Source organism: Xanthomonas sp. WHRI 8932A (assembly GCF_035012785.1).
Taxonomy (GTDB): Bacteria; Pseudomonadota; Gammaproteobacteria; order Xanthomonadales; family Xanthomonadaceae; genus Xanthomonas.
Map to the genome: position 1 here is coordinate 286,781 of NZ_JAYGQQ010000003.1, position 12,509 is coordinate 299,289.

The window sequence follows — 12,509 nt, forward strand, 5'->3', positions numbered from 1 at the left end:
CGGACTTGGCTGGTGCTCGGTACGGCATGTACCGAGCGTGCACTTCGTTTATGAGTGCGTCGTCCTCATCCACCTGACGACGACTCGCTGCGTTGTGTGAGCTGATCTTAATGATTCGCGCCGAGCGTGCTTCCAACCAGTGCGCGCGCCATCGATGTGACCTTGCCTGACGCGGCGCGAGCACGACGCGCCGGCAGTGTCACTAGCCCAGCTGCGGTGTCTGCGTGCGCTCTGGCTGTTGCAGTGCTTCGCCAGGTGCGGCGATCTGCCGCGCACGCTCGAATGACTGTTCTTCGGGCGTTGCCAGTGCCTGCTCGGTTTTCATGTGCGCGCGCAGATGTGTCGGATTAGCGGGATCGCCCTGTACCACGAACACGTTTTCGCCGCCGTGCACGCCGGTCTTGTTCGCTTCGCTCATCAGCACGTGATCCACGCGCGACAGCCCGCCTTCCTTCGCCAATGGCAGCAAGGCGGCAGTGAGTCGCGCGCTGGTCTGGTCTGGGTCGCGCCCATGCGCGGCGTCGATCGCATGCACGCCGCGTTCGATCTGCTGATACATCGGGTGGTCGGGGTGCGAGGTCTGGCGTGGATCGTTCATGGCGATGCTCCGTGCTGTGCAGTGCAGTGTAAGAGTGGCTAACAAACCGTAGCGAGCAGTCGTCAGGTGGGTGTGGATGGCGCGCTCAAAACCGGAGTGTACGAGTGGACCATGCCGCACCGAGCACCGCCCGCCTGGCGGCTGCGCAGTCGGTTTGTGAGTTGCTCTAAATCAAGGTGCGGCAAACACCGGCCGGGTCAGGTTTTCCGGTGCGTCATCGGTGCACACCACTTCGTCTTCGATGCGAATGCCGCCGTAGGGCTTGAACTGCTCCACGCGCTGCCAGTCGACGCTGGCGGCGTGGCCGTTCTTTTTCACCTCGTCCAACAGCATGTCGATGAAGTACACGCCGGGTTCGATGGTCACCACCATGCCGGGTTTCAGGACGCGGGTCAGACGCAGAGCCGGATGACCTGCCGGGCGTTCGATGCGGCCGCCGCGATCGCTGGCGGCGAAGCCGGCCACATCGTGCACCTGCAGGCCGATCAGGTGGCCCAGGCCGTGCGGGAAGAACGCGGCGCTGACGCCGGTGGCCAGTGCGGCTTCGGCCGACACGGTGAGGATGCCGAAATCCTTGAGGATGCCCATCAGGGCTAAATGCGCGTCCACATGCAGTTGCTTGTAATCCACCCCGGCGCGCACGCTCTGGCCCATGCGCACCTGTGCGGCATCGACGGCGTCGATCAGCGCCTGAAACTCGCTGCCGGGGTCGGCGGCGTAGGTACGGGTGATGTCGCTTGCGTAACCGTCTGCCGACGCGCCGGCATCGATCAGAAAGCTGCGCAGCGGTTGCGGCGCGTGTTGGCCCAGCTCGGTGTAATGCAGCACTGCGCCATGTTCGTTGAGCGCGATGATGTTGCCGTACGGCAGCGTGTTGGCGTCCTGGCCCACTGCTGCGCAGTAGGCCATGTGGATGCCGAATTCGCTCTGGCCTGCGCGAAACGCCGCTTCGGCCGCGCGATGCCCACGCACCGCCAATTGCTGGGCGCTGCGCATCAGCGCCAGTTCGTACGGCGTCTTGAAGGCGCGCTGATAGTCCAGGTAATCGATGACCGGCTGCGGGTTGTTCGGCACATAGGCGCCCAGCGCGCTCTGCGCTTCACCGAGGATGGCGCAGCGTTCGCTGCGCGCGGGCAGCAGCTTCAAGGCCTCGTCCGGGGTGCGGATGATGTGGATGTCGCAATGCTCCACCCACCAGCCGCTGGGGGCGTCGGGCACTACATGCCAGTAGTCGAACGGCTGATAGAAGAGCACCGTCGGGCGCTGGCCGGGGGTGTAGATCAGCCAGCTGTTGGGGATGCGCGTCAGCGGCACCCAGGTCTTGAACTGCGGGTTCACCGCGAACGGGTAATCGCGGTCGTCGAACAGCTGGTAGTGCGTGGTACCGCTGGGCACCACCAGGTGATCGAAGCCGCCGCGCTGCAGCGCTTCATCCGTGCGCGCGGTGAGCGTGCGCAGGTGGTCGGAATACAGGCGGCTCATGGAAGGCTGGGTCATGCGGAACTCGGTCGCGATGCAAGGCAGGGCGCAAGTTTGCCGCAAAGCCTGTGAATCGGTCAGCCGACCATGTGTTCTTCGGCGATCCAGGCGCGCAGACGCAGACGATGTGGCTCGGACATGCTCAGGAAACGAAAGCCGGCCCAGGCCTGACCGGGCGCATGTGCCGCTTCGGACCAGAGCAGATGCACGCCGACATCGATTTCGGTGGCGCGGCCGATGCGCTCGGGCAGGCTGAAACGCAGCTGATACAGCGCGTCGTCGTGCAATGGAACCGAAGCCAGCAGCAACATGCCGGTTTCGGAGACATTGCCGACCCGGCCGATCTGCGCGTCGCTGAGCATGTCGACGACCGGCACCATGTCGCTGGGCTGGCGGCGCGGGGCGCGGCGGGTGTCCTGGATCATGCGGAGGCCTCGGTGGGGGAGTGGCCAGCCAGGCTGCGTAGCGTGCGCACGGTGGCATGCCAGGCGCGATCGATCAGCCGCGATTTTTCTTCCACCAGCAAGCGTGCCTGGCCGCTGGCCATCAGCCGCGCCAGCCCATCCAGCGATTGCTCGCCGAGCTTTTGTCCGCGCTGATTGACGAACAGCGCGTTGCCGGTCATCGGGCTGTACCAGGACAGGCGCTGCCGACGCAGGTCGCCTTGTTGATTGATCACAAATTCGAACCAGGTGCCGAAAGGCAGGCTGCGCAGCTGCACGTAGCAGGCTTCCTCGTCCGGCGTTCGCGGCGTGATGGCCGGCTTGCGCGCGGCGGTGTCGCCCTGGTCGCCCAGCCGCGCGCGCGCCTTGAGTTTGGCGGTGAGCTCGGTGCGCGAGGTGAGCGCATCGTCGCCACCGGGCGTGGACAGGCGTCGCGCGATCGCTGCCGCTTCATCGTGGTGATAGCCGACCTGCAGCAACGCGGTTTCGACGTCGGTGCCCAGCGCGATGTCGGTCGGCAAGCCCTTGCTGCGGCAGGTGACCTCGGCGATACGCGCGGTCAGGGCCTGGCGCTCGTCCCATTCGGGCGATTGCTCGCCTTGCCGCAGCAGGGTGAGCGTGAGGACGTCCGACCACGCCTGGCGCAGCAGCGATTGCACGAAGCGCGGCGGCGCGCTGTCTTCGCAGAGTTGCTCGATGCGCGCCTGCGCCTGCTGCTTGGCCGATTCCAGCCGTTCCTTGCCGCGTGCGGCATCCACATGCCGGCGTTCGGCCACTTCGGCTTTGCGCGCCAGGTTGCGCAGATGCGTCTGGATATCGTCGTTGGCGGTTGCAAACACCGCCTCGTCGCCCTGGTAGTTGTTGACGATTGTGTCGACTGCGCTGCCCAGCTTGTGCAACAGCTGCGGGTCGACGTCGTCGTCCCCTAACCACACCGCACCGGACTCGGCCACGGTATTGAGCAACTCGCGCACCGGGTGCTGGTCGCGCACGAAGAAATGCGTGTCGGCCAACGCGGCGCGCACCACCGGCACCTGCAGCTTGGCGAGCAGGGCCTGCGCGGGCGTGTGCTCGCGCACTTCGCGTTGCATCTGCGCGTAGAGCAGACCGAGCAGATCGAAGGTGTCGTTGTCCTGCGGCGATAGCGCGGCATCTGCGCCGTGCTCGGCGCGTAACAGCGCCAGCACCTGACGCTGCACCGCATCGATGCCGGACGTCTGCGACGCTGCAGCCGGCTGCGCGCCCAGCGCGCCTTGCAGGCTGGCCAGCGCCTCGCCGAGCGCCGCTTGGGGAACGCTGACCGGGGCAGCGCCGGAGGGCTGCGCAGAGGACTGTGCAGACGGTTGTGCAGCGGCGGCCTGCACCAGGCTGCCCGGCGCGCCGCGCTGATGCATGCCAGCGCTGGCTGCTGCCTGCGACTGGCGGGCCGAGGACATCAGGCTGTCCAGCGCGTGTGCGGCGTCGTCCAGCGCGGGTGAGGTCGCTTGCGCAGTTGCTGCTGCGGGGGGCGCAATCGCGGACGTACCGTGCGCATCCAGCAGCGCGCTCTGCCATGCGGTTGGCGCGGATTGGCCGGCCCATGCGGTGGCCGGGCGCGCGCCGGGTTGCGCGGCGCCGGGCGTGCCAGAGGTTGCAGCGTTCCTGGGTGCGCCTGCGCTGTCCGGCAAGGTGCGACGTGTCTGCACCTGCGTGGGCCTGACCAGATACGGGTGGTAGATCAGCCCCGGCAGAATGCCTTCCTGCGCCAGCGTGGCGTTGGCGCTCTCGTACAGGTCGCCCAAGCGGTCCATCACCTGGTGCTCGAACACCTTGTACAGCGCCAATTGACCATCCAGGTTGAGGCCCAGCAGCTGGCCGCACTCGCGCAGGATCCGGCAGAGCGCGTAGGGGCCAAGCGGCAAGGCGTCCAGCTCGAACTCCGGCACCGCGCCGATCACCGCCAGCCGCTGTGCCAGCAATTGCAGCGCATCGGCACGGCGTGCCGTTTCGCGGCGGGCGATCTCGCTGAGCACGATATCGCGGTCGATATCGGTGTCTTCCACCAGGGTCAGCATCTGCGGCTGGGCCGTTGTCTCGGCGGGCGGCACCAGCGCGGGGCGTTCGCGCAACATGGCCAGATCCTGCGCCAGGTGCTGCAGGAACAGCTGCGGGAATTGGTCGATGTGATCGCGTAGCCCACGCATCTGCGCGTAGGTATCGGCCTGAATCTGGCTGTTGCGCGCATGTTCGGCCCGGTGCAGCAGTTCGCGCTCCAGCTCGACGATGGTCAAGCGCAGTGAGCCGTTGAGCGCCTGCACGCAGTGCGCATGCAGCATGCCCAGCAGGCGACGGCCACGCGCGGACACGGGTGCCTCGGCGATCGGGCCGCTGAGTGTGGGCTGCAGGGAAGAAACGGGCGTGGACATCCGGGAGGGTGGGCTCGATGCGAAGCGTGAGCTATGTAGCATGTTTTCCCACTGCCCAGCGACCCTGTGGGCGCCGGCGGTCGATGCGTCGCTGTCTGTGCGTGTACGTCGGCAGGAGCGTGCGCCGGTAGCTGCAGCGTTGCCAGCCGTCGTATCAGCGTGTTGCCGACAACGCCTGCAGAGCGACGTGCGCGGTCAGCTCAGGAACAGTTCGACCACATCGTTGGTAAAGCGGCGGCCCAGTTCGGTGGGCACCACACGTCCGTGCTGCTCGATCAACCACCCCTGTGCCACCGCATGCGCCACCGGCGCAGCGATGGCCGCGGCAGCCAGGCCGGTCGATGCCTCGAAATCGCTCAGGCGAAACCCTTCGTGCAGCCGCAACAGATTGAGCATGTATTCGAACGGCAAGCGCTCGCGCGGCACGACTTCATCGCCGCCGATCGACGCGGCGGTGCCGGCACTGGCCAGATAGGTTTGCGGGTGCTTGTGCTTCCAGCGACGCAGCACGTGCTGCTCGGCGCCGGAACTGATCTTGCCGTGCGCGCCGGCACCGATGCCCAGGTAATCGCCAAAGCGCCAGTAATTGAGGTTATGCGCGCACTGCCGCCCGGGTTTGGCGTAGGCGCTGACTTCGTACTGCGCGTAGCCAGCTTCGGCGAGCAACGCTTGGCAATGTTCCTGGATATCCCAGGCCGCATCGTCGTCGGGAATGCCCTTGGGCGGCCGCGCGAAGAACACCGTATTCGGCTCCAGCGTGAGCTGGTAGTGCGACATGTGGGTGGGCTGTAGCGCGAAGGCGCGCTCAAGATCGTGCTCGGCCTGCAGCAGCGTCTGCTCGGGCAGCGCATACATCAGGTCGATGTTGAAATTGTCGTAGCCGGCATCCTGCGCCAGCTTGATCGCGCGCTCGGCGTCGGCGCTGTCATGGATACGGCCCAGCCGCTGCAATGCCACATCATCGAAGGTCTGCACCCCGAAGCTCAGCCGGTTCACGCCGGCCGCGCGGTAGTGCTCGAAGCGGCCATGTTCGGCCGTGCCCGGGTTGGTTTCCAGGGTGATTTCAAGGTTCGGCGCAAACCGCAGCCGCGCCGCTGCGGCCTGCAAAAAACGGTCGATCGCCTCGGCCGGAAACAGGCTGGGCGTGCCGCCACCGAAGAACACCGAATGCACCACGCGCCCCCACACCAGCGGCAGATCTGCATCCAGGTCGCGGATCAATGCATCCACATAGTCCTCGAACGGCAGCACGCCCTTGGCCGCATGCGAGTTGAAATCGCAGTACGGGCATTTGCGCACGCACCAGGGCAGGTGCACGTAGAGCGAGAGCGGGGGCGGGATCAGGTCGGGCACTGCGTGAGGTCGTCCGTTACAGCGCGAGCGCGTGCAGTTTGTGCTGCAGCGTGGCCAGCGCCACTGCGCGGTGGCTGAGGCGGTTCTTCAGCTCGCTGTCCATTTCCGCCGCGGTCAGGCCGTAGACGGGGTCCAGGAACACCGGGTTGTAACCAAAGCCGCCATCGCCGCGCGGTTGCGTGGTGATCACGCCTTCCCAGCTGCCTTCGGCGATCAGCGGCTGCGGATCTTCCGGGTGACGCAGCAGCACGATCACCGCGTAAAAACGCGCGCTGCGGCGTTCGGCGGGTATATCGCGCATGGCATCGAGCAACTTGGCGTTGTTGGCCTGCGCATTGGTCGGGCTGCCGGCATAGCGCGCGCTGTACAAACCGGGCGCACCGCCAAGCGCATCGACGATCAGACCGGAGTCATCGGCCAGCGCGGGCAGGCCGGTGACGGCGCTGGCATGACGTGCCTTGATCAACGCGTTCTCTACGAAGGTCAGGCCGGTTTCCGGCACGTCGTCCACTCCGAGTTCGCCTTGCGCGACGATGCGCAGCGGCAGTGCGGCCAGCATCGCGCGCAGTTCTTCCAGCTTGCCGGCGTTGCCGCTGGCCAGGACCAGTTGTTTCATTGCTTGGGCTCCAGCAAATCCCACTTGGTGCCGTACAGATCGCGGAACACCACGACCGTGCCGTACGGTTCTTCGCGCGGGGTTTCCAGAAATTCCACGCCAAACGCCTGCATCGCCGCGTGGTCGCGCCAGAAGTCGTCGGTGTAGAGAAAATGATCCACCCGCCCACCGGTCTGGTCGCCGATGCGCGCCTGCTGCGCGGCGTCGGCCGGCTGCGCAAGCAGCAAGCCGGCGTCCTGCGCGCTGCCCGGGCCGATCACCACCCAGCGTTTGCCGTCGCCCAACGCGCGATCTTCCAGCACCTGGAAGCCCAGCGCGCCGGTGTACCAGGCAATGGCCGCATCGTAATCGGCGACCAGCAGCGTGGTCAGGGCAATGCGACGGCTCATCCGGCCAGTGCAGCGCGTTGCAGTGCGAACAATTCGCCCATGCCCTTTTCGGCCAGAGCGAGCAGCGCATTGAGTTCTTCGCGGCGGAACGCGTGACCTTCGGCGGTGCCCTGCAGCTCGATGAAGCCGCCGCCATCGTTCATCACCACATTCATGTCGGTGTCGCAGTCGCTGTCTTCCGGGTAATCCAGATCCAGCACCGGCTCGCCGCGATAGATGCCCACCGACACCGCAGCGACGGCGCCGATCAACGGATGCTTCTTGATGTCGCCGCGCTTGAGCAGCAGGTTCACCGCATCGGCCAGCGCCACGTAGGCGCCGGTGATCGCGGCGGTACGGGTGCCGCCGTCGGCCTGCAGCACGTCGCAGTCCAGGGTGATGGTGCGCTCGCCCAGTGCGTTGCGATCCACGCAGGCGCGCAAGGCGCGGCCGATCAGTCGCTGGATTTCCAGCGTGCGCCCGCCCTGCTTGCCGCGTGCGGCTTCGCGGTCGGAGCGGGTGTGGGTGGAGCGCGGCAACATGCCGTATTCGGCGGTGACCCAGCCTTCGCCCTTGCCGCGCAGGAAGTTCGGCACGCGGTTTTCCACGCTGGCGGTGCACAGCACGCGGGTGTCGCCGAAGCTCACCAGCACCGAGCCTTCGGCATGGCGGGTGAAGGAGCGTTCGATGCGCACCGGGCGCAGCTGATCGGCCATGCGGCCGCTGGGACGGGAAAAGGTCATGCGATGAGTCCGGAAGTCGGGAGATGGGTCTTGGCGCCAATGCACGGCGGGCAGCAGCCGGCCGGTGTGGGCGGCTAGGGTACCATTCGCGCTTTGACGGCAAGGGATTCACGATGATCCGAAGCATGACCGCGTTTGCTGGCGGCGAACGCATCACGCCCTGGGGCACGCTTGGTTGCGAGCTGCGCTCGGTCAACCACCGCTTTCTGGAAGTGGGCGTGCGCCTGCCCGAAGAATTGCGTGCGCTGGAGCCGCTGCTGCGCGAACGCGTGGCAGCCAAGAACAGCCGCGGCAAGCTGGACCTGACGCTGCGCTTGCGCGCGCCGGACAACGCACAGACGCTGGCGGTCAACGAGTCGCTGCTGCAGGAGCTAGGTGCGCTGGCCACGCGGCTGGACGGGCTGTTTCCCAAGTTGCAGGTGGGCTTTACCGATCTGCTGCAGCTGCCCGGCGTGTTGCAGGTGCAGGACGTGGATGCGCCCGCGCTGCAGGCCCAGGCGCTGGCCTTGCTCGACGAAGTGGTCGACAGTTTTGTGGTTGCGCGCGAGCGCGAAGGCGGCAAGCTGGCCGAGGCGATCAGCGAGCGTGTGGATGCGATCGAACGCATCGCCGCCGAGGTGCGCGTTTTGATCCCGGCGATTCGCGAGGGGCAGCGCGCTAAGCTGGCTGCACGCCTGGCCGATCTGCCGCATCCGGTGGACCCGGGCCGCGCCGAGCAGGAACTGGTGCTGTGGCTGCAGAAGCTCGATGTGGACGAGGAACTGGACCGTCTGTCCAGCCACATTTCCGAAATCCGCCGCGTGCTCAAGCAGCGCGAACCGGTCGGCCGCCGGCTGGACTTTCTGCTGCAGGAGTTCAACCGCGAAGCCAATACGCTGGGCTCCAAGTCGGTGGACAGCCGCACCTCCAACGCCGCGGTGGATCTGAAGGTGCTGATCGACCAGATCCGCGAGCAGGTGCAGAACATCGAATAGCCGTGAATAGGCAATCGGGAATGGGGAATCGTCAAAGCAGGTACGATTCCCCACGGCCTGCTTGCTCCGCGCGGTGCCCCATTCCCTATTCTCGACTCCCTATTCCCTAAAATGCGCGGCACCCTCTATATCGTTGCGGCCCCCTCGGGCGCCGGCAAGAGCAGCATCGTCAACGCCACCTTGGCGCGCGACCCGAAGATCGCCTTGTCGATCTCGTTCACCTCGCGCGCGCCGCGGCCGGGCGAGCGGCATGCCGAGCACTACCATTTCGTCTCGGCAGACGAGTTCCAGGGCATGATCGAAGCGGGCGACTTTTTCGAATATGCGCGGGTGCATGGCGACTGGAAGGGCACTGCGCGGCAGTCGGTTGAGCCGCAGTTGGCCGCCGGCCACGATGTGCTGCTGGAGATCGATTGGCAGGGCGCACGCCAGGTCCGCCAGAAAGTGCCCGATGCGGTGAGCGTGTTCATCCTGCCGCCGTCGCGCCAGGCGCTGGACGAGCGCATGCGCAAGCGCGGGCAGGACAGCGAAGACGTGATGGCGCAGCGGCTGGCCGCCGCACGTGAAGAAATGCTGCATTTCGAAGAGTTCGATTACGTGATCATCAACGAGACCTTCGACACCGCGGTCTCGGAGATGTGCGCCATCTTCACCGCCAGCCGGTTGCGTCGGCAGGCGCAGCAGCAGCGGCATGCCGGCTTGATCCAGGCATTGCTGGACTGAGCCCGCCGGGTGTCCGCTTGCACGCGTGTAATGCACGCTGCCCGCAGCGGTTGCTCCGACGCCAAACGCGGCAGGTCGACGACTGGCATGCGTGCAGGTGTGGATGACCTGGGATGGCGGCTGACCGGCCGGACCTGCTGGGGTGTTCTGCGCACCGGGGCGCCGGTGCGGGGTGGTCGATGTGGTCCAAGTGGCTGATTCCAAAGCAAACTGAATGGCCGCCGGTTGCCCGCCTAGCGACGCCGGCGTACACTCCGCCCCCTTTCCCTCATTCGATGCGCGGCCGTTGCTGGTCGCCGGGAGCCCGCATGGCCCGCATTACCGTAGAAGATTGCCTGGAAGTCGTGAACAACCGTTTCGAGCTGGTCATGATGGCCTCCAAGCGCGCCCGTCAGCTCGCCAACGGCGTGCAGCCGTTGATCGAAAACGCAGACGCCAGCGACAAGCCCACCGTGATGGCGCTGCGCGAGATCGCTGCCCGCCGGATCGACAACGCCCTGATCGATGAAGTCGAGAAGGCCGAACGAGAGCGTGCCGAGCGCGAAGCGCTGGAATGGGCCGCCGCCGAAGTGGTCGCCGACGAAGACATGTCGAAGAACGACGACTGATCGTCACCCGCCACTGCGGTGGCCGACGATGACGATGTCCAAACAGCCCGCTTCGTGCGGGCTGTTTGCGTTTTGAGGCCTGTGGTGTGAGCAACAGGATGCTTGCGCTTCGGTGAAACGTGTGCGGCCGTCACGCGCTGCATCGCCGTGTGGCGCGCATGCCCTCCGGTTCCCGCGCGTCGCAGGCGCTGCCCGACAGCTGCTCGCCGCAGTGCGTCGGCAGTTTTCATCGACGTCGATACACCGCATAGACTCGCCGATCGCGCGGCGCGCGCTTCAGGCGTCATCGCCCGGCAGCGGCGCCATCCCAGCGGCGCCGCTGCCGTCCAGTGCGCTCAATCGGCGCGCTGGTCGCCATGCCTTCGCCCACCGCTGCACGCTTCGCCGATCACGCGATGCACGCGTCAGGAGTTGTCTGCCAACACCTGCGCTATCTCGCGTCGCAGGCGACGATGCAGTGCCCCCGGCCGGCGCGCTGGTGGGCATGCCTGCACCAACTGCCGCCAGGCCGCTGGTGGATCTCGCGTCGCAAGCATCAGTCGTCGTCCGCCGGCAGCTGCGCCATCTCATGGCGCAGGCTCCGGTCCAGTGCCTGCATGGCCTGGTAGCCACGTCGCTTTGCGGCATGCAGGCGCGCGATGTGCACCGGCGTCGCGGTGGTGCTCGCACCCAGGCCGCTCATCGCCGACATCGCTGCCGGCAGATCGGCAAAGCCGCCGCTGGCCACTGCGGCCAGCATTGCGCTGCCCAGCAGCACCGGTTCGGCGGTGGCGGCAACCTGCACCGGCACGCCGCAGGCATCGGCCATCAATTGGCGGACCAGGCGGCTGTGGCTGGCGCCGCCACTCATGATCACGCTGTCGAACCTCACCCCCTGCGCGCGCAGCGCATCGATGATGTCGGCCAGCCCGTAGCCCAGGCCGCAGACGCCGGCCACGTACAGCGCTTCCAGACCTTGCAGATCGTGGTCGATGGTCAGCCCGGCGATCATGGCGCGAGCGTTGGGGTCGGCATCGGGCGAGCGGTTGCCCAGATAGTCCGGCAGCACATGCAGACCGCGCGCCAGCACAGCGGCCTGGGACGCGCTGCCGACGCGCGCCAGCACGCGTTCTTCCAGCCACTGCAGCACATCCTGGCCTGCGGCGGTGGCCTGTGCGTTGGCGTCGGCATAGCCCGGATGCGAGCGCACTAGGGTGTCGATTGCCACGCCCGCCGCAGATTGGCCGCCCTCGTTGAGCCATAGCCCCGGGACCAGTGCGGAGCCGTAAGGCCCCCAGACGCCCGGCGTGAAGCAGGGGGTCTGGGTGCTGGCCAGCACGCAGGCCGAGGTGCCGAAGATATAGGCCAACCGCGCGGTGAGCGGCATCGGCTGGCCATCTGCGGACGGGCTGGCGAGCGTGCCGATGGCACCGGCATGCGCGTCGATCAACGCCGCGCCTACCGCGATGCCGGCACGCAAGCCCAATTCGTCGGCAGCCTGCGCCGAAAGCCCCTGGCCCAGCGCGGTGCCCGGCGGCACGACCTCGCTGCCGATCCGCGCCGCCGCATCGTCCAGCAGGTCGGCCAGGCCGATGCGTTCGAAGTAACGCCGGCTCCAGCCGCCTTCGTGCTGCACGTAGGTCCACTTGCAGGTCACCGTGCAGAGCGAGCGTGCGGTGCTGCCTGTGGCGCGCCAGCTCAGCCAGTCGGCCAGGTCGAAGAAGTGCGCTGCGCGTGCGTAGCTGTCGGGCAGGTGCTGCTTGAGCCACAGCAGCTTGGGGGTCTGCATTTCCGGCGAGATCTGCCCGCCGACATAGCGCAGCACCGGCTCGTCGGTGGCGTTGATGTGCGCGGCCTGGGCGATGGCGCGGTGGTCCATCCACACGATCACATCGCGGTCGGCCTGGCCGCTGGGGCTGATGCACACCGGCCCGCCATCAGCGGCCACCGCCACCAGCGAGCAGGTGGCATCGAAGCCGATACCCGCCACCCGCGCGACGTCCACGCCGGTGTGTGCCAGCGCGGCGCGGATCGCCTGCACGCAGGCCTGCCAGATGTCTGCGGAAGATTGCTCGACCATCTCGCCAGGCAGGTACCAGGTCTGGATGGCATGGCGCGCGGTGCCGAGCAACTGGCCGCGCGCGTCGAACAGCCCGGCGCGGGCGCTGCCGGTGCCCACGTCCACGCCGATATAGATCGCCTCGTTGGTCGGTTGCATGG

12 protein-coding genes and 2 other RNA genes are annotated in these 12,509 nt (G+C 67.0%); 4 read left to right on the forward strand and 10 right to left on the reverse strand.

Going from position 1 to position 12,509, the window contains the following annotated elements; all coding sequences use genetic code 11:
* Positions 1-26: 26 nt before the first annotated feature.
* Positions 27-103, forward strand: a non-coding RNA gene (locus VC212_RS06345) — sX9 sRNA.
* A 99-nt stretch (positions 104-202) separates the two neighbouring features.
* On the opposite strand, the gene VC212_RS06350 is transcribed toward VC212_RS06345, so the two are convergent.
* From VC212_RS06350 to rph, 9 genes are all read right to left on the reverse strand, one after another.
* Entirely contained in the window at positions 203-598 is a 396-nt protein-coding gene (locus VC212_RS06350) for an XVIPCD domain-containing protein (protein ID WP_055848575.1), read from the reverse strand.
* A gap of 36 nt (positions 599-634) precedes the next feature.
* A non-coding RNA gene (locus VC212_RS06355) (sX9 sRNA) lies at positions 635-711 on the reverse strand.
* Between the two features lie 58 nt (positions 712-769).
* Positions 770-2,095: a Xaa-Pro dipeptidase gene (gene pepQ, locus VC212_RS06360; protein ID WP_323514653.1), complete on the reverse strand. Its 1,326-nt coding sequence runs from the start codon at positions 2,093-2,095 to the stop codon at positions 770-772.
* A gap of 59 nt (positions 2,096-2,154) precedes the next feature.
* On the reverse strand, positions 2,155-2,502 hold the full coding sequence (locus VC212_RS06365) for a PilZ domain-containing protein (RefSeq protein ID WP_055848580.1): 348 nt from the start codon (positions 2,500-2,502) through the stop codon (positions 2,155-2,157).
* On the reverse strand, positions 2,499-4,925 hold the full coding sequence (locus tag VC212_RS06370; protein ID WP_323514652.1) for a DUF1631 domain-containing protein: 2,427 nt from the start codon (positions 4,923-4,925) through the stop codon (positions 2,499-2,501). The genes VC212_RS06365 and VC212_RS06370 overlap by 4 nt, the downstream gene beginning before the upstream one ends.
* A 195-nt stretch (positions 4,926-5,120) precedes the next feature.
* Positions 5,121-6,278: a radical SAM family heme chaperone HemW gene (hemW, locus tag VC212_RS06375; protein WP_323514651.1), complete on the reverse strand. Its 1,158-nt coding sequence runs from the start codon at positions 6,276-6,278 to the stop codon at positions 5,121-5,123.
* A gap of 16 nt (positions 6,279-6,294) precedes the next feature.
* Positions 6,295-6,894, reverse strand: coding sequence for an RdgB/HAM1 family non-canonical purine NTP pyrophosphatase (gene rdgB, locus VC212_RS06380; RefSeq protein ID WP_161964724.1), 600 nt, complete (start codon positions 6,892-6,894; stop codon positions 6,295-6,297).
* Entirely contained in the window at positions 6,891-7,283 is a 393-nt protein-coding gene (locus tag VC212_RS06385) for a VOC family protein (RefSeq protein ID WP_055848592.1), read from the reverse strand. The genes rdgB and VC212_RS06385 overlap by 4 nt, the downstream gene beginning before the upstream one ends.
* Positions 7,280-8,005: a ribonuclease PH gene (gene rph, locus VC212_RS06390; RefSeq protein ID WP_055848595.1), complete on the reverse strand. Its 726-nt coding sequence runs from the start codon at positions 8,003-8,005 to the stop codon at positions 7,280-7,282. The genes VC212_RS06385 and rph overlap by 4 nt, the downstream gene beginning before the upstream one ends.
* A gap of 113 nt (positions 8,006-8,118) precedes the next feature.
* On the opposite strand from rph, the gene VC212_RS06395 reads away from it, so the two are divergent.
* The 3 genes from VC212_RS06395 (at position 8,119) to rpoZ (ending at position 10,310) form a co-directional block, all read left to right on the forward strand.
* Positions 8,119-8,979, forward strand: coding sequence for a YicC/YloC family endoribonuclease (locus VC212_RS06395; protein WP_055848598.1), 861 nt, complete (start codon positions 8,119-8,121; stop codon positions 8,977-8,979).
* A 111-nt stretch (positions 8,980-9,090) separates the two neighbouring features.
* Positions 9,091-9,702 (forward strand): guanylate kinase, encoded by a 612-nt coding sequence (gene gmk / locus VC212_RS06400; protein WP_055848600.1) that lies wholly within the window; start codon positions 9,091-9,093, stop codon positions 9,700-9,702.
* Positions 9,703-10,010: 308 nt separating this feature from the next.
* Positions 10,011-10,310 carry a DNA-directed RNA polymerase subunit omega gene (gene rpoZ / locus VC212_RS06405; RefSeq protein ID WP_002812428.1) on the forward strand — a complete coding sequence of 100 codons (300 nt, stop codon included), beginning with the start codon at positions 10,011-10,013 and terminating at the stop codon, positions 10,308-10,310.
* Between the two features lie 535 nt (positions 10,311-10,845).
* Here rpoZ and VC212_RS06410 read toward each other — a convergent pair.
* Complete coding sequence (locus VC212_RS06410; protein ID WP_323514650.1) at positions 10,846-12,507, reverse strand: FGGY-family carbohydrate kinase; 1,662 nt, start codon at positions 12,505-12,507, stop codon at positions 10,846-10,848.
* Between the last annotated feature and the right edge of the window lie 2 nt (positions 12,508-12,509).

Excerpts from the sequence above, each read along its gene's own strand:
- pepQ (WP_323514653.1), bottom strand. The coding sequence starts at position 2,095 with ATGACCCAGCCTTCCATGAGCCGCCTGTATTCCGACCACCTGCGCACG.
- gmk (WP_055848600.1), top strand. The coding sequence starts at position 9,091 with ATGCGCGGCACCCTCTATATCGTTGCGGCCCCCTCGGGCGCCGGCAAG.
- VC212_RS06385 (WP_055848592.1), bottom strand. The coding sequence starts at position 7,283 with ATGAGCCGTCGCATTGCCCTGACCACGCTGCTGGTCGCCGATTACGAT.
- rdgB (WP_161964724.1), bottom strand. The coding sequence starts at position 6,894 with ATGAAACAACTGGTCCTGGCCAGCGGCAACGCCGGCAAGCTGGAAGAA.
- VC212_RS06410 (WP_323514650.1), bottom strand. The coding sequence starts at position 12,507 with ATGCAACCGACCAACGAGGCGATCTATATCGGCGTGGACGTGGGCACC.
- VC212_RS06395 (WP_055848598.1), top strand. The coding sequence starts at position 8,119 with ATGATCCGAAGCATGACCGCGTTTGCTGGCGGCGAACGCATCACGCCC.
- VC212_RS06350 (WP_055848575.1), bottom strand. The coding sequence starts at position 598 with ATGAACGATCCACGCCAGACCTCGCACCCCGACCACCCGATGTATCAG.
- rpoZ (WP_002812428.1), top strand. The coding sequence starts at position 10,011 with ATGGCCCGCATTACCGTAGAAGATTGCCTGGAAGTCGTGAACAACCGT.
- rph (WP_055848595.1), bottom strand. The coding sequence starts at position 8,005 with ATGACCTTTTCCCGTCCCAGCGGCCGCATGGCCGATCAGCTGCGCCCG.
- VC212_RS06365 (WP_055848580.1), bottom strand. The coding sequence starts at position 2,502 with ATGATCCAGGACACCCGCCGCGCCCCGCGCCGCCAGCCCAGCGACATG.
- VC212_RS06370 (WP_323514652.1), bottom strand. The coding sequence starts at position 4,925 with ATGTCCACGCCCGTTTCTTCCCTGCAGCCCACACTCAGCGGCCCGATC.